This window comes from Isoptericola sediminis, assembly GCF_013085345.1.
GTDB lineage: Bacteria > Actinomycetota > Actinomycetes > Actinomycetales > Cellulomonadaceae > Isoptericola > Isoptericola sediminis.
The window spans coordinates 37,666-53,253 of the sequence record NZ_JABFAJ010000022.1 but is presented as its reverse complement, the minus strand read 5'-3'; the positions used below and the strand labels follow the sequence as shown (position 1 = coordinate 53,253).

Below are 15,588 nucleotides of genomic sequence, written 5' to 3'. Positions count from 1 at the left end.
GGGGTCCGCGTGGCGCGTAGGATGGGCCGACGTGGCACTCACTATCGGCATCGTCGGCCTGCCCAACGTCGGCAAGTCCACGCTCTTCAACGCACTGACCCGGAACTCCGCGCTCGCGGCGAACTACCCGTTCGCGACGATCGAGCCCAACGTCGGGGTGGTCCCGCTGCCGGACGAGCGGCTGGGCAAGCTCGCCGAGATCTTCTCCTCGGACCGCGTGCTGCCGGCGACGGTGTCGTTCGTCGACATCGCCGGCATCGTCAAGGGCGCCTCCGAGGGCGAGGGCCTGGGCAACCAGTTCCTGGCCAACATCCGCGAGGCCGACGCGATCTGCCAGGTGACCCGCGCGTTCGACGACGGTGACGTCATCCGCGTCGAGGGGTCCACCGACGCCTCCGGCGACATCGAGACCATCTCCACCGAGCTCATCCTGGCCGACCTCCAGACGCTCGAGAAGGCGCTGCCGCGCATGGAGAAGGAGGTCAAGATCAAGAAGGGCGACCCCGTCCTCTACGCCGCGGCGAAGAAGGCCCAGGAGATCCTCGAGGAGGGCACCACCCTCTTCCAGGGCGCGGCCGCCGCCGGCCTCGACCTCGCCGAGGTGGCCCCGCTGCAGCTCATGACGGCCAAGCCGTTCATCTACGTCTTCAACACCGACGACGCCGGGCTGGCCGACGAGGCCATGCAGGCGAAGATGCGCGAGCTCGTCGCGCCGGCGGAGGCGATCTTCCTGGACGCCAAGTTCGAGGCCGAGCTCGTCGAGCTCGAGCCGGACGAGGCCGCCGAGATGCTCGCCGAGACCGGCCAGGAGGAGTCCGGCCTGGACCAGCTCGCCCACGTCGGCTTCGACACGCTGGGTCTGCAGACGTACCTCACCGCCGGGCCCAAGGAGGCCCGCGCGTGGACGATCCGCAAGGGCTGGACCGCGCCGCAGGCGGCCGGTGTCATCCACACCGACTTCGAGCGCGGCTTCATCAAGGCCGAGGTCATCTCCTTCGAGGACCTCGTCGAGGCCGGCTCCGTCGCCGCCGTGAAGGCGGCCGGCAAGGCGCGCGTCGAGGGCAAGGACTACGTCATGCGCGACGGCGACGTCGTGGAGTTCCGGTTTAACGTCTAGCGTTATTGACGGACTGCGTCATACACTGGTGTCGTGATCAGATCGTTCGGCGACAAGGAGACCGAACGGTTGTGGCGTCGTGAGCGCGTGCCATCTATCGATCCGAGGATCCATCGCGTCGCGCTGCGCAAGCTTCGTCAGGTGGGATCCGCAGAGGTGCTCGAGGACCTCAGGGTTCCACTCGGCAACCGGCTCGAGGCACTGAAGGGCGACCGAGCTGGTCAGCACAGCATCAGGATCAACGACCAGTGGCGGATCTGCTTCGTGTGGACCGACGCCGGACCGGAGGAGGTGCAGATCGTTGACTACCACTGACAAGATCGAACCGATCCACCCGGGCGAGGTCCTCATGGAGGACTTCATCGAGGGCTTCGGCATCACGCAGAACAAGCTCGCGGTGTCGATCGGGGTTCCGCCGCGGCGGATCAACGAGATCGTGCACGGCAAGCGGGGGATCACAGCGGACACCGCGCTGCGCCTCGCGAAGTACTTCGGCACGTCGGCGGAGTTCTGGATCAACCTGCAGAGTCACTATGAGCTCGACCGCGCAGAGGACATCGCGGGGGAGCAGATCTCTTCGATCACCCCGCTGAAGATCGCGTGACCGGGCATCTCATCGTGATCTCCGGTCTTCCCGGCGTCGGGAAGACGAGCGTTGCCGAGATCGTCGCGGCGCGTACGGGGTCGGTCCACCTGTCCATCGATGCGGTCGAGGAGTCGATCCTCGCCTGTGGTCTGCCGCGAGGTCGGCACGTCGGCGTCGCTGCGTACGAGGCGGTCGGCACGATGGCGGACCTGAACCTGCGACTCGGTCGAAAGGTCATCGTCGATGCGGTCAACGACAGCGAGGAGGCGCGGCAGACCTGGCGTGCCGCGGCGTCGTCCAATGAGTCGCGTATCGACTTCGTGCATCTGGTGATCAGTGATGCGCTGGAGCACGAGCGGCGGGTCACCCACAGAGATCGCGGCTTCGCACATGTCGGCGAACCGACGTGGGCCGACGTGCAGCATCGCCGTGCCAGTTACGCTGCGTGGTCCGATGCCGTGGTGGACGTCGACACCCTGGAGCGGACCACCGACGAGGTTGCTGATGTTGTCGTCGCCCGCCTCAGTGTGCGGTGACGTGGTGTCAACGATGATGGCCGTACGCGTGGGCACGTGGTGGAGTTCCGCTTCAACGTGTGCGGCGACAGCTTCCCCACGCACAGCGTGCAGGGCGGTACCTGACATCATGGAAAGGTCCGAGGGAACAGCAATCATTGACGGATCCAACTCTTAATGGTGAGAGGTTGTCATGAGCGTGTACCGGGTGATCGACGTGATCGGGACGAGCTCCTCCTCCTGGGAGGAAGCTGCGGCAGTGGCCATCAAGACCGCGAAGGGATCGCTGCGCGACATCAGAGTGGCTGAGGTGACCCAGCAGGACGTCGTCATGGGTGATGGCGGGGAGCTGGTCTACCGGACCAGGCTCCAGCTGTCGTTCAAGTACGAGTCGGAGTAGCCAGATCGCCGGTGGCGACCGGGGTGTTCACGAGCCGTCCGGGTCGACCAGTCCGTGGGCCTCGTCGAGCAGGTGCGTGAGGCGGTCGACGAACTGCGCGGCCGGGGCTCCGTCGACGACGTCGTGGTCGAGGCTGACGGTGAGGCTGACGTGACGTCGGTTCACGAGCTCACCGTCGGTCAGGACGGGCCGCGGTCCGATCCCGCCGACGGTGACCATGAGCGGTGCGGGGGCGATGGGGATGCCCCACCCGAGGCTGCGGCCGAACATGCCGACGGAGCTGACCGCGATCGTCCCGCCGAGCTTCTTGGACCAGGAGGGGCGGCGGAAGACCGCGCGCCACAGCGGCGTGCGCAGCACGCGGGGGAGCCGGGCGAAGAGCAGCGTCCCGCGGAGGCGGCGTCGGTCCACCTCGCCGCCGTGCCGGGCGGCACGGATCTCCCGCGTGACCCCCTGCGCCGTCCTGCTCTGCGCCGCACGGATGATGCGGGACTGGACCACCCGGGTGCCGTCGTCCAGCGTCTGGTCGAGCTGGACGTTGACGTCGACGTCGTCGAAGAGCACCAGTCGCCGTGAACCCCACCGGTGGGCCTGGAGCCCCGGGTCCTCGCCGACGGCAGTGGCCACGCAGGCGATGATCCAGCCCGTGACCGAGACGTCCGGGGACCGGTGGATGATGTCCAGGGCGCGGTCGACGTCGACCTCCACGAGCCCGTGGATGGTGTGCTGCCGGTGCCCTGCCTGCAGCACGTCGACGTATGCCCGGCGCACGGGCGGGAACCGCTGGATGCTGTATCCGCGCTGCTCGGGGTTGTCGTGCGACCTCATCGCTGGTCGCGTCCCCGCCGGTACGCCGTCAACGGCATGACCTCCAGGTGCATCGCCATCCGGCCCGACCCGGGATCGGGGCCGAACACCACCCGGATGGGGGAGAGCCCGGCGGGGGACAGGTCGAGGCGGAACGTGAAGGGGTCCGCCGGGTCGTCGGGCGTCAGCTCGACCCCGCGGTAGAGGAACGGAACCGGGTGCAGGCACCGCAGCACGAGCCGGCCCCGGCGGACGAGCACCTGGATCCCGGCCCCGACGACGGAGCGCAGCCGCAGGTCGCCGAGCGCGCCCGGGAGCGTGTACGTGCCGCAGACCTGGTCCCAGACCTCGGGGCGCTGGGCGACATGGGTCCGCACCGCGGCGGGTGGCACGCCCAGAACCTTCCGCAGGAGCGTGCCGGCCTCGTCGGGGACCCAGAACATGCCCAGCCGTGCCCCGGTCACCACGAGGAAGACGGCGGTCCTCGCGTCGGGGGCGAGGACCAGGACGGAGTCGAAACCGGGGATGATCCCCTGGTGCTCGGCGGTCGAGTGCTCGCCCAGGCGCCCGCGGAAGAACGCGAGGCCCATCCCGGGGATCCGTGGGTCCGGCTGGTAGTGCGGAGCGACCATGTCCGCGACGGTCGCGTGTGCCAGCGCGCGGCCGTGCGCGTTCGCCCCGCCGCCGACCAGTGCCTCGGCGTACCGCAGCATGTCGACCGGCGTCGACCAGGCGGCCGCCGCGCCGATGGTGGCCATGTTCGTCACGGGCACCGGGCGTGGCCCGCGCGCCGTCAGGCGGTAGCCGGTGGCCCGCCGCGGGTCCCCGGGCCGGGACTGGTCCAGGTCCGTGCTGGTCATGCCCCACGGCGCGAAGACGTGCTCCGCGAGGTGGTCGGCCAGCGGGGCGTCGGTGACGTCCTCGACGATCTGACCGAGGGTGGCGGGACCGTGATTGGTGTAGCAGAACCGCGTCCCGGGCTCGGCCACGCCGTGCAGGACACCGCCGTAGTAGTCGCCCAGTGACGGCGCGGGGACGTCGGCCGGTGTGCTCTCCCCGAAGTCGGGGCGGACGGCGTGACGCAGCGACAGCGACTCGGGGAGCCCGGCGGTGTGGGTCAGCAGCTGCCGCACCGTCAGGGGCGGGGAGTCCGGCGTCGGCGGTTCGAGGCGGAAGCTGCGCAGGTAGTCGTTCGCCGGGGCGTCGAGGTCGACGAGGCCCCGTTCCACGAGCTGCATGACGGCGACGCCCGTGAAGGTCTTGGTGATTGACGCGACGCGGAAGGCGGTGTCCGCCGAGACCGGGGAGTCGGTGGCCAGGTCGGCGAGGCCGCTCGTCGCGAGCTGCGTCGTGACGCCGTCCTCGACCAGGCCGAGGGCGATCCCGACCGCCGCCCGGCGGTGCCGGATCGCCTCGACCTCCGCGTCGAGGTCGATCGCCGTGGCTGCCGACATGTGGTCAGGATAGGCACCGGCGTCGGCACCCGCCCGTGGCGTGGGCGCCCCCGCGCGGGGGTCAGCCGAGGCTCCACCCGCCGTCGGTGGCGATCACCGATCCCATGACGTACGACGACTCCGGCGAGGCCAGCCACCACAGCGCCGCGGCCGCCTCGTCGGCACCGCCGAGGCGCTGCGCGGGCACCTCGCGGCGCACGGCCTCCTGGAACTCCGGGTCGGCCACCGTCTCGGGCGGGAAGTAGGAGGGGTTCTCGATGAAGTTCGGAGCGATGCCGTTGACCCGCACACCGCGACCGGACACCTCCCACGCCACGCTCCGCACGAGAGCGGCCTGGGCGGCCCGCGCGGCCTCGTACCCCGCGATCGGGTTCGACGCGGTGCGCAGGGCGGTGGCCGACGTCGGCACGACGACCCAGCCGCGCCCGGCCTCGAGCATCGGGGGCAGGCAGGTCGCGAAGATCCAGTACAGCGGCCGCACGAGGCGGGCGTGCAGCTCGTCGACGACCGCGTCGTCGTACGCGGTCACGGGCGCGACGGTGATCGGGGCCTCGAGGTTCGCGACCACGACGTCGAAGGGACCCTCCGCGGCGACGACCGCCTCGAGGTCGGCGCGCGAACGCAGGGGATCGCTCAGCGCGGTGACGTCCTCGCCCTCGGCGGTGAACCGCTCGACGGCGGCCGGCCCGAGGAACTCCTCGGCGTCGGTGATCAGGACGCGGCGGGGTGCGTGCGATGCCATCGTCGGAGGCTACGTCCCCACCAGGAGTCCGGCCAGCCGCCACTCGAGCGCCCCGTCGACGGCCCGGCGGGCCTCGAACCCCTGCTCCACGAGCAGCCGGGCGGCGTCGTGGGCCAGGACGCAGTAGCGGCCGCGGCAGCAGGCGACGATCTCCGCGTCCCGGGGCAGCTCGGCGAGCCGCCCGGCCAGCTCCTCGACCGGGATGTTGCGGGCGCCCGGCAGGTGCGCCGCGTCGAACTCCGCCCGGGGGCGGACGTCGAGCAGCACCGTGTCCGTCTCCTCGAGGCGACGCCGCAGCTCGGCGGTGCCGACGGCCTCGGTGTCCTCCGGTCCCAGGTAGGCGCGGCGCGCGACGTCGGTGTGCGGCCGGCGGTGCTGGGCCACCTGGCGCAGGGTCGCCCACAGCGCGGCGACGTCGTCACCGGCCAGCGCGTAGTAGATCCGCTTGCCGACGCGGCGGGTGGTGACCAGCCCGGTCTCGCGCAATTGCTGCAGGTGCGCCGAGCAGGTGCTCGTGCCGAGCTCGGCGGTGGCGGCGAGCTCCTCGACGCTGCGGGGCCCCTGCGCCAGGAGGTCGAGCAGCTCCAGTCGTCGCGGGCTGCCCAGGACCTTGCCGACGGCGGCGAACTCCGCGAAGAGGGCGTCCTTGGCCCGGCGCTCACCCATGGTGCTCCTCCGGGGTACCCGGGGGCGCCGGGTCCGGCGCCCCGGTGCGCTGAAGGGTCTCGTACATCCGTACCGCGACGACGAGGCCGGACGCCGCGGTCAGCGCGGCGACCGTCCAGACGGCGGCCCGGACGCCGAGGAGGTCGGCCACGGCGCCGGCCAGCAGCGCCCCGGCGACGAAGCCGCCGTCACGCCAGAGCCGGTAGACGCCGACGGCGCGGGCGCGCCAGGCCGGGTGGGCGACGTCGCCGACGGCGGCCAGCAGGGTGGGGTAGACCATGGCCGTGCCGGCGCCGAGCAGGACGGCGGCCACGGCCCAGGCCGAGAAGTCGTCGGCGAGGGCGACGAGTCCGAGGGCGAGCGCCTGGAGCACCATGCCCGCCACGATGAGACGTTTGCGTCCCCACCGGTCGGAGAGGGCGCCGGTGACCAGCTGCCCGACGCCCCAGACGGCCGGGTAGAGCGCGGCGAGCACGCCGATCCGTCCGACGGACAGGCCGGCGCCCGCGAAGAGGATCGGGAACAGGCCCCAGGCGAGGCCGTCGTTGAGGTTGTTGACCAGACCGGCCTGGCTGGCCGAGGACAGCGCGCGCTCGCGGAAGCTGGTCTGGGTGAAGACCTGCCGGTCCGTGAGGTCCGCGTGCAGGTGGTCGTGGCGGCCGTCGGATCGGGGTACGTGCCGGGTCGCCTCGAGCCGGGCGTGCCCCCGGGTCTCGCGCACCAGGAGCGTGGACAGGCCGAGACCGACGGCCGCGAACGCGATGCCGAGCAGGAAGGGTGCCGGGCGCAGCCCGTAGGCCTCGGCGAGGTAGCCGGTGGCCAGCGCGGTGACGCCGACGGCGGCGTACCCGGCCGCCTCGTTGAAGCCCATGGCCAGCCCCCGGCGGGCGGGTCCCACGAGGTCGATCTTCATCACGACGGTGGTGGACCACGTCAGGCCCTGGCTGACGCCCAGCAGGACGTTGGCGGCGATCACCCAGCCCCAGGTCGGGGCCCAGATGAGCAGCAGGGGGACAGGCAGGGCGACGAGCCACCCCGCGATCAGCACCGGTCGGCGGCCCCAGCGGTCGGCCCAGGTCCCCGCGACGTAGTTGACGGCGGCCTTGGCGAGGCCGAAGACCGCGATGAAGGTCAGGCCCGCCGTGTAGGCGCGCAGTCCGAACTCCTGCTCTCCGAGTAGCGGCAGCACGGTGCGCTCCTGGCCGAGCATCCCGCCGACCAGGGCGTTGACGGCGACGAGCAGGACGAACTGGGGCGCGTTCTCGCGCAGCCCGAGGCGGACGGGTCGTGGGGTCGACCAGGGCGGGGTACGGGTGCTCACCGACAAACCTTCGTTTCGTCATTCCATGGATTGATGGAATGACGATATCAGCAGCGTTCCGGGCCGGAGAGTGCCTCAGGCGGCCCGCACCGCGGCGGCGATGTCGCCCGGGGACCCGTGCCACGGAGTGCCGTGCCCGGGCAGGACCCAGGACGCCTCGATCCCCGCCAGTCGTTCCAGGGAGGCCAGGGCCGCTGCCGGGTCGTCCGTGAAGGGGGCGGGCTGGGCGCCCTCGCGCCCGGTGAGCACGTGGCGGGTGGTGAGTGCGTCGCCGACGAACACGGCGTCCACGGCCGGCACGTGCACCGCGATGCTGCCGGGGGAGTGCCCGGGCAGCCCGACGACGACCGGGCGGCCCGGCAGGTCGAGCGTCTCGCCGTCGGTGACCGTCACGACGTCCTGCACGTACCGGGTCCGCAGCCCGTTCTTGGACAGGCTGTAGGCCAGGAAGCCGACCATCGGGCCGAACCGTGCGGGACCCATCGAGACCTTCGGCTTCTCCCCGGTGCGCACCCGGTGTGCATCGGCCTCGTGGACCAGGACCGGGACCCCGGCCTCGCGGCGCAGACGTTCGGCGAAGCCGATGTGGTCGGAGTCGCCGTGCGTGAGCACGACGCCGCGGACGTCGGAGAGCGGGCGGCCGATCGCGTCCAGCTCGCGGTGCAGGTCGCGCCAGTGGCCGGGCAGCCCGGCGTCCACGAGCGTGATCCCCTCCGGCAGGTCGACGAGGTAGGAGGCGACGATGTCGTTGCCCAGGCGGTGCAGGTGCGGTGCGATCTTCATGGCGGACCTCTCTCGATTGACAAGGCTACGGTACGTAGCCATCATGGCTAACGTCAATAGCCAAGGAGGCGGACGTGCCGACACCCCGACGCACGACGAACGAACAGGTCGTCGCCGCCGCGCAGGAGGTCCTCGAGTCCGCCGGGCCGGCGGGCCTCACGATGCAGGCCGTGGCCACGCGTGTCGGTGTCCGCGCACCGTCGCTCTACAAGCGGTTCCACGACCGGGAGGCGTTGGTCGCCGCCGTGAGCCGGGCGTCCGTCGAGGAGCTCGGCCGGTGCCTCGAGGCAGCGGCACCCGAGCTCGAGGCTCTCGCCGTCGCCTACCGCGCCTTCGCCCATGAACGGCCCGAGGCGTTCCGGCTGATCTTCGCCGTCTCGGCCCCGCAGGAGGTCCTGCGGCGCGCAGCGGGGCCCGTCGTGGACGCGTGCGCCCTCGTCGTCGGTGAGGATCACGCGCTCGACGCGGCCCGGTTGTTCACCGCGTGGGCCACGGGGTTCCTGCAGATGGAGCTCGCCGGAGCGTTCCGGATGGGCGGGGACATCGACCAGGCCTTCGACTACGGCCTGCGCCACCTCGTGGCCGGGCTGCGGGCCTGACCTCGCCCGCCTCGGGGCGGGCACCCTCGGCCCGCACCGGACGCCGGTGTCCGGTCAGCGGGACTCGTCCGGCGAGGACGGCGGATCGGCCGTATGGTCACGGAAGGGCGTCGCTGTCAAAGCGGCTCGACAGGCGCAATTCCCTCCATCATCGCCATTCCATAACATGGAAATAGGACGAATATGTGATGGAATCTGAACGGTGTTTCTTCGCGGTTTCGGCGCAACCGCCGCGTTCGTCGCCCGTGATTCTTGGCAGTCTCAGATCCATAACGATCACCGCGAATTCCGAGAAGTGGTATTTCCACCTTCCGGCGGCTGGGTACGGTGTGGCGAACACCACGGACCCTCCGGCGGTGAGGTTGGCCACTCGTAGCCCGAGCGGTCGGTCACGCCTGGCGGGGGGCCCTTCCCATGAGGAGGAACCCAGTGAAGATCAGGCGTGCAAGCGCGGCCGTCGCGGCCGTCGCCACCGGCGCACTCCTGCTGTCGGCCTGCTCCAGCCCGGCAGCGGACGACCAGCCGGAGACCGAGGAGTCGATGGCGGAGGAGTCCGCCGACACCGAAGAGATCAGCGACCCCTGCAAGGTCGACACCGGTGTCACCGAGTCCGCGGACGGCGAGATCCAGTACTCCGCCGGCGAGGTCCAGTGGGCGGGCTACAACGGCCTGCTGCCGGACACCTACTCGACGTACAACTCCGTCGTGAATGACCGCATGATGGGCGGCTTCATGTACTTCGGCGTCGACGGCACCATCTGCCAGGACGAGGAGTACGGCACGTTCGAGGCCATCTCCGAGGACCCGCTGCAGGTGGAGTACACCCTCGCGGACGACGCCGTGTGGTCCGACGGCACCCCGATCACCTACGCCGACTACCTGCTCGACTGGGCCACCCAGGCGATCACCGCCGACGGCGCGGTCACCGAGGACGCCTCGGAGGAGCCGCTGTTCAACCACGTCTCCGGCCTGACCCTGGGCGACTACGTCCCCGAGGGCCCCCAGGCGGACTCGGCGGACGCCAAGTCGTTCCAGTACGACTACGAGCGCGTCTACGCCGACTGGCAGCTCAACGTCTCGAGCGCCTTCCCGGCCCACATCGTGGCCGAGGAGGCCGGCGTCTCCGTCGAGGAGCTCGTCACCGCCATCGAGGAGCTCGACATGTCGGTGCTCGAGCCGGCCGCCGAGTTCTGGAACACCGGCTGGCTGTCCTCGACCCCGGGCGAGCTGCCCGACCCGGCGATGGTCCCGGTCTCCGGTCCGTACATGCTCAAGGAGGACGGCTGGATCGCCGGTCAGTCCATCACCCTGACGGCCAACGAGAACTACTGGGGCACCCCGCCCGCGACGAAGGAGCTCACGTTCCGCTTCGCGGCCGCGGACACCCACGTGCAGGCGCTGCAGAACGGTGACCTCGACGTCATCGAACCGCAGGCCACCGTCGACACGATCCCGCAGCTCGAGCAGATCGGCTCGTCCGTCGAGGTCCTCACCGGTCAGACCCTGATCTGGGAGCACCTGGACTACAACTTCGGTGACAGCTCGGTCTTCACCGACAACCTGGCCGCCCGCGAGGCCTTCGCCTACTGCGTCCCGCGTCAGAAGATCGTCGACGACCTGATCGCGCCGGTCGACGAGAACGCCGTCGTCATGAACGCCCGCGAGGTCTTCCCGTACCAGACCGAGAAGTACGACGAGGTCACGGCCGAGTCCTACGACGGCCGCTACGACGAGGTCGACCTGGAGATGGCCACCGAGAAGTTCGAGGAGGCCGGTCTCGAGGAGGGCACCGAGATCCGCATCGGTTACTCCGCGCCGAACCCGCGTCGTTCCGACGAGGTCGCCGCCATCAAGTCGTCCTGCGACCAGGTGGGCTTCGACATCGTGGACGCCGGTGACCCGGAGTTCTTCGCCGCCGGTGGTGCGCTGGAGACCGGTGACTGGGAGATCGCCCTGTTCGCCTGGGCCGGTTCCGGCCAGATCGCCTCCGGCCAGAACATCTACGCCTCGGGCCGCCCGCAGAACTTCGGCGGGTACTCGAACGAGACGGTCGACGAGGCCTGGGAGACCCTGGCCTCGACGGTCGACGAGTCGGTCCACCTGGAGCAGACCAAGGTGATCGAGAAGGAGCTGTGGGACACCCTGTACGGCATCCCGCTGTTCGCTCACCCGGGTGTCGTCGCGCACTCGGCCGACCTGGAGAACGTCCGCTTCACCGCGGCCCAGGACGGGATCGTCTGGAACGCCGAGCAGTGGTCTCGCGCCTCCTGACGTCCTGACGTCCTGACCGCCTGACAGGCAACGTGTGGGGGCAGGGAAGACCTCCCTGCCCCCACACGCCTGCCTTGACCGTAAAGGGGCACAACGTGCTCAAGTTCATCCTTCGACGCCTGGGGATCTCGTTCCTCGTGCTGTGGGCGGCCTCGCTGCTCATCTTCGTGCTGACGATCAACGCGGGCGACCCCCTGAAAGATCTGCGCGAGTCCAACGCCGAGAACCGCGAGAGCCTCATGGCCCTGCGCATCGAGCAGATGGGGCTCGACCAGCCCTGGTACGAGCGGTACCTGGAGTGGCTGTCCGGCGTGGGCGGCTGCTTCACCGGCAGCTGCGACCTGGGGACGACAGTCAACGGCGCCAACGTCCTCGACATCACCGCACAGGCCGCCGGCTCGACGCTGCGGCTCGTCACGCTCGCCACGCTGCTGGCGATCGTCGTCGGCATCGCCGCGGGCATCGTCTCGGCGATCCGGCAGTACGCCGGCTTCGACTACAGCGTCACCTTCCTCGCCTTCCTCTTCTTCTCGCTGCCCGTGTTCTGGGCGGCGGTGCTCCTCAAGGAGTACGGCGCGATCCGCTTCAACGACTGGATCGCCAGCGGCGACATGGAACCACCGATGATCCTCGGCTTCGCCCTGGTGGCCGCGGTGGTCATCCCCGCGGTGCTCGGCGGCCCCTGGCGCCGCCGCCTCTACACCGGCGCGGCCACGTTCACCTTCGTCGCCGTGCTGCTCTACGTGCTCAACGTCCTGAACTGGTACCGCGACCCGTTCTTCGGTCTCGGCATGGTGCTGCTGACCTCGCTGGGCGCCGCCGTCCTGGTCACGGCGCTCGTCGCCGGGCTGGGCAACCGCCGGGTGCTGTACGCGGCGCTGACGACCGCCGTCGTCGGGACGCTGAGCTACCTGCTCTTCAGCGGGGTGCTGCTCGACCCGACATGGCTGCAGCTCGTCGGCCTGTTCGTGCTGGCGATCGTCGTCTCGATCGGGATCGGCGCCGCCTGGGGCGGGTACGCCCGCAAGCAGGCGATGTTCATCTCCGCGGTCACCGGGATCATCACGTCCGGCGTGATCGTGTTCGACATCCTCGTGGCGCACTGGGCCGGGTTCCTGCAGCTCAAGTCGCGGCCGATCTCGACGATCGGCTCGCAGACGCCGAACTTCACCGGCGACTTCTGGGAGTCGGTGCTCGACTCGGGGCTGCAGCTCATCCTGCCCACGATCGTGCTGACCCTGGTCTCGGTCGCCTCGTACTCGCGCTACACGCGGTCCTCGATGCTCGAGGTGATGAACCAGGACTACGTGCGCACGGCGCGCTCCAAGGGGCTGTCCGAGCGGGCGGTCATCACCAAGCACGCCTTCCGCAACGCGCTGATCCCCATCACGACGATCGTGGCCTTCGACTTCGCGGGCCTCATCGGCGGGGCGATCATCACCGAGCGCGTCTTCGGCTGGCGGGGCATGGGTGCCATGTTCCAGGAGGGGCTGGACCGGGTCGACCCCGACCCGGTGATGGCGTTCTTCCTGGTGACGGGCACCGCGGCGGTGCTGATGAACATGCTCGCCGACATCGCCTACGCCTACCTCGACCCACGGATCCGGCGGTGAGACCCATGACCGGACCCCGTACGCACCACACCCGCGGAGCGCACCATGACTGATCTCCAGAATCCGCCGGCCGAGGAGAAGTCCTACAGCCAGGGCCAGCTCGTGCGGATGCGGTTCTTCCGCCACAAGGGCGCCATCATCTCGATGGTGGTCATGGCGCTCGTGATCCTCGTCGCGTTCACGTCCATCGGCATCGGCCCCCTGCCGGGCTGGTGGGACAAGGTGCCCGAGCTGCAGTACCCGAAGATCGGCGACGGCTCCCCGACGTGGACGCACCCGTTCGGCCAGGACACGGGCGGCAAGGACTACTTCGCCCTCGTCATGCTGGGCACGCAGAAGTCGCTGATCATCGCCTTCGGCGTCGGGATCATCTCGACCGTCCTGGGCACGATCATCGGCGCCCTGGCCGGGTACTTCCGCGGGTGGATCGAGTCGGTGCTCATGCGCATGACCGACCTGCTGCTCGTCATCCCGCTGCTGGTGCTCGCCGCCGTGCTGGGCAAGATGGCCAGCTCCTGGGGCATCTGGGGCCTGACGCTCATGCTCGGCGTCGTCACCTGGACCGGGCTCGCCCGGCTCGTGCGCGGCGAGGTGCTCTCCCTGCGCGAGCGCGAGTTCGTGGTGGCGGCCTACGCCGTCGGCACGAGCAGCAGCCGGACGATCTTCAAGCACATCCTGCCGAACGCCATCGGGACGATCATCGTCTCGGCGACGCTGACGATCTCCGCGGCGATCCTGCTCGAGACGGCGCTCAGCTTCCTCGGGTACGGCGTGCAGGCACCGGACACCTCCCTGGGTCTCCTCATCTCGGAGTACCAGACGGCGTTCACGACGCGTCCGTGGCTCTTCTGGTGGCCGGGACTGATGATCCTCGCCATCGCCCTGAGCGTGAACTTCATCGGCGACGGTCTGCGCGACGCGTTCGACCCCCGCCAGAACAGGACCAAGGCCTGATGACCACCCTCGACCTCTCCTCCGCACCGGACGCCACCATCCCCGGCGAAGCGGTGCTGTCCTTCACCGACCTCGAGGTCACCTTCGGCACCGAGTTCGGCGACGTCCACGCCGTCAAGGGCATCTCCCTGGAGGTGCACCCCGGCGAGGTCGTGGCGCTCGTCGGCGAGTCCGGGTCCGGCAAGTCCGTGACGTCGACGACGGCGCTCGGGCTGCTGCCGGGCAACGCCCGGGTCTCCGGCCGTGTCCAGGTCGGCGACCAGGTCGTCGGCGACCTGGACCAGGCGGGTCTGCGCAAGATGCGCGGCAACGACATCGCCATGGTGTTCCAGGAGCCGATGACGGCGCTGAACCCTGTGCTGACGATCGGTGACCAGCTCACCGAGGCGCTGCAGCTGCACGGCATCGCCTTCGGCAAGCAGGCGATGGCTCGGGCGGCCGAGCTGCTCGAGATGGTCGGCATCCCGGAACCGGAGCGCCGGCTCAAGCAGTACCCGCACGAGCTCTCGGGCGGGCAGCGGCAGCGTGTCGTCATCGCGATGGCGATCTCCTGCGACCCGAAGGTGATCATCGCCGACGAGCCGACCACGGCGCTCGACGTCACCGTGCAGGCCGACATCCTCGACCTGCTGCGGTCGCTGAAGGACAAGCTCGACACCGGCATCCTGCTCATCACCCACAACATGGGCGTGGTCGCCGACATGGCCGACCGTGTCGCGGTGATGTACAAGGGCGACCTCGTCGAGACCGGCAGCGCCCACCAGGTGCTGACCGACCCGCAGCACGACTACACCAAGCGGCTGCTCAAGGCCGTGCCGCACCTCGGAGAGGGCAAGGGGCAGGACGACGAGGCGCTGTCCCGGTCCGCGGAGGCCGAGGACGCCGAGACGTCCACTCCCGCCCTGGAGCTGGACCAGCTCGTCATCGAGTACCACCGGCTCGGCAAGCCGCCGTTCCGTGCCGTCGACGACGTCTCCTTCACCGTCGGTGCGGGCGAGATCGTCGGCCTGGTCGGCGAGTCCGGGTCGGGCAAGTCCACGATCGCCAAGTGCGCGCTCGGACTCATCCCGGCGCGCTCGGGCTCGGTGCGCATCCTCGGGGAGGACTTCGGCGCCCTGCGCAAGAAGCAGCTCAAGGACCTGCGCCGGCGCATCGGTGTGGTGTTCCAGGACCCGGCCGCCTCGATCAACCCGCGGTTCCCCGTGGGCGAGGCGATCAACGAGCCCCTCGCGGTGCACAAGGTCGGCGACCCGGCGTCCCGCGAGAAGCGCGTCATGGAGCTGCTCGACGCCGTCGAGCTGCCGCGGTCGTACTACAACCGGTACCCGCACGAGCTCTCCGGCGGGCAGCGTCAGCGCGTCTCCATCGCCCGGGCCCTCACGCTCGAGCCCGAGCTGATGGTCGCGGACGAGCCGACGTCGGCGCTGGACGTGTCGGTGCAGGCGTCGGTGCTGGAGATGTTCCTCTCGCTGCAGCGCGAGTTCGGGTTCGCCTGCCTCTTCGTCAGCCACGACCTGGCCGTCATCGACCTCCTGGCCCACCAGGTGGTCGTGATGCAGGAGGGGCGCATCGTGGAGAAGGGCACCCGGGACGAGGTGCTGCGCTCACCGCGCGAGGAGTACACCAAGCGGCTGCTCGCCGCGGCCCCGGTGCCGGACCCGGACGAGCAGCGGCAGCGCCGGGAGGACAGGCACCGGCTGCTGGCCGAGTTCGGCGACGAGGTCGCCGAGATCCGGCTGCGCGACCAGGCCTGACCACTC

Annotated in this window: 16 protein-coding genes; 10 read left to right on the top strand and 6 right to left on the bottom strand. The window is 70.2% G+C overall.

Annotated features, from left to right (window positions below; all coding sequences use genetic code 11):
* Positions 1-31 precede the first annotated feature (31 nt).
* From ychF to HLI28_RS12195, 5 genes are all read left to right on the top strand, one after another.
* The gene (gene ychF / locus HLI28_RS12215; RefSeq protein ID WP_171247846.1) at positions 32-1,117 is read left to right on the top strand and encodes a redox-regulated ATPase YchF; all 1,086 of its coding nucleotides are present in this window, start codon (positions 32-34) and stop codon (positions 1,115-1,117) included.
* A 33-nt stretch (positions 1,118-1,150) separates the two neighbouring features.
* Entirely contained in the window at positions 1,151-1,432 is a 282-nt protein-coding gene (locus tag HLI28_RS12210; protein ID WP_171247845.1) for a type II toxin-antitoxin system RelE/ParE family toxin, read from the top strand.
* On the top strand, positions 1,419-1,721 hold the full coding sequence (locus tag HLI28_RS12205; RefSeq protein WP_171247844.1) for a HigA family addiction module antitoxin: 303 nt from the start codon (positions 1,419-1,421) through the stop codon (positions 1,719-1,721). Before HLI28_RS12210 ends, HLI28_RS12205 begins: the two co-directional genes overlap by 14 nt.
* A complete protein-coding gene (locus HLI28_RS12200) occupies positions 1,718-2,239 on the top strand; it encodes an AAA family ATPase (protein ID WP_171247843.1) in 522 nt (173 codons plus the stop codon). Before HLI28_RS12205 ends, HLI28_RS12200 begins: the two co-directional genes overlap by 4 nt.
* A 172-nt stretch (positions 2,240-2,411) precedes the next feature.
* Positions 2,412-2,618 carry a dodecin family protein gene (locus HLI28_RS12195; protein ID WP_171247842.1) on the top strand — a complete coding sequence of 69 codons (207 nt, stop codon included), beginning with the start codon at positions 2,412-2,414 and terminating at the stop codon, positions 2,616-2,618.
* Between the two features lie 27 nt (positions 2,619-2,645).
* On the opposite strand, the gene HLI28_RS12190 is transcribed toward HLI28_RS12195, so the two are convergent.
* The 6 genes from HLI28_RS12190 to HLI28_RS12165 all read right to left on the bottom strand — a co-directional run bounded on the left by HLI28_RS12190 (position 2,646) and on the right by HLI28_RS12165 (position 8,391).
* Complete coding sequence (locus HLI28_RS12190; RefSeq protein WP_171247841.1) at positions 2,646-3,446, bottom strand: 2-oxo acid dehydrogenase subunit E2; 801 nt, start codon at positions 3,444-3,446, stop codon at positions 2,646-2,648.
* On the bottom strand, positions 3,443-4,879 hold the full coding sequence (locus HLI28_RS12185) for a serine hydrolase domain-containing protein (RefSeq protein ID WP_171247840.1): 1,437 nt from the start codon (positions 4,877-4,879) through the stop codon (positions 3,443-3,445). The genes HLI28_RS12190 and HLI28_RS12185 overlap by 4 nt, the downstream gene beginning before the upstream one ends.
* A 61-nt stretch (positions 4,880-4,940) precedes the next feature.
* Complete coding sequence (locus HLI28_RS12180) at positions 4,941-5,621, bottom strand: SDR family oxidoreductase (RefSeq protein ID WP_171247839.1); 681 nt, start codon at positions 5,619-5,621, stop codon at positions 4,941-4,943.
* A 9-nt stretch (positions 5,622-5,630) separates the two neighbouring features.
* The gene (locus HLI28_RS12175; RefSeq protein ID WP_171247838.1) at positions 5,631-6,287 is read right to left on the bottom strand and encodes an ArsR/SmtB family transcription factor; all 657 of its coding nucleotides are present in this window, start codon (positions 6,285-6,287) and stop codon (positions 5,631-5,633) included.
* Positions 6,280-7,608 carry an MFS transporter gene (locus tag HLI28_RS12170; RefSeq protein WP_171247837.1) on the bottom strand — a complete coding sequence of 443 codons (1,329 nt, stop codon included), beginning with the start codon at positions 7,606-7,608 and terminating at the stop codon, positions 6,280-6,282. Before HLI28_RS12170 ends, HLI28_RS12175 begins: the two co-directional genes overlap by 8 nt.
* Positions 7,609-7,683: 75 nt before the next feature.
* Positions 7,684-8,391 carry an MBL fold metallo-hydrolase gene (locus HLI28_RS12165; RefSeq protein WP_171247836.1) on the bottom strand — a complete coding sequence of 236 codons (708 nt, stop codon included), beginning with the start codon at positions 8,389-8,391 and terminating at the stop codon, positions 7,684-7,686.
* A 74-nt stretch (positions 8,392-8,465) separates the two neighbouring features.
* Here HLI28_RS12165 and HLI28_RS12160 point away from each other — a divergent pair, with 74 nt between their 5' ends.
* The 5 genes from HLI28_RS12160 to HLI28_RS12140 all read left to right on the top strand — a co-directional run bounded on the left by HLI28_RS12160 (position 8,466) and on the right by HLI28_RS12140 (position 15,582).
* Positions 8,466-8,990 (top strand): WHG domain-containing protein, encoded by a 525-nt coding sequence (locus HLI28_RS12160; RefSeq protein ID WP_171247835.1) that lies wholly within the window; start codon positions 8,466-8,468, stop codon positions 8,988-8,990.
* Positions 8,991-9,419: 429 nt separating this feature from the next.
* Positions 9,420-11,261 carry an ABC transporter substrate-binding protein gene (locus tag HLI28_RS12155; RefSeq protein ID WP_171247834.1) on the top strand — a complete coding sequence of 614 codons (1,842 nt, stop codon included), beginning with the start codon at positions 9,420-9,422 and terminating at the stop codon, positions 11,259-11,261.
* Positions 11,262-11,356: 95 nt separating this feature from the next.
* On the top strand, positions 11,357-12,874 hold the full coding sequence (locus HLI28_RS12150) for an ABC transporter permease subunit (RefSeq protein ID WP_171247833.1): 1,518 nt from the start codon (positions 11,357-11,359) through the stop codon (positions 12,872-12,874).
* Between the two features lie 45 nt (positions 12,875-12,919).
* Positions 12,920-13,828, top strand: coding sequence for an ABC transporter permease (locus tag HLI28_RS12145; protein ID WP_171247832.1), 909 nt, complete (start codon positions 12,920-12,922; stop codon positions 13,826-13,828).
* The gene (locus HLI28_RS12140) at positions 13,828-15,582 is read left to right on the top strand and encodes an ABC transporter ATP-binding protein (RefSeq protein ID WP_171247831.1); all 1,755 of its coding nucleotides are present in this window, start codon (positions 13,828-13,830) and stop codon (positions 15,580-15,582) included. Before HLI28_RS12145 ends, HLI28_RS12140 begins: the two co-directional genes overlap by 1 nt.
* Positions 15,583-15,588 lie beyond the last annotated feature (6 nt).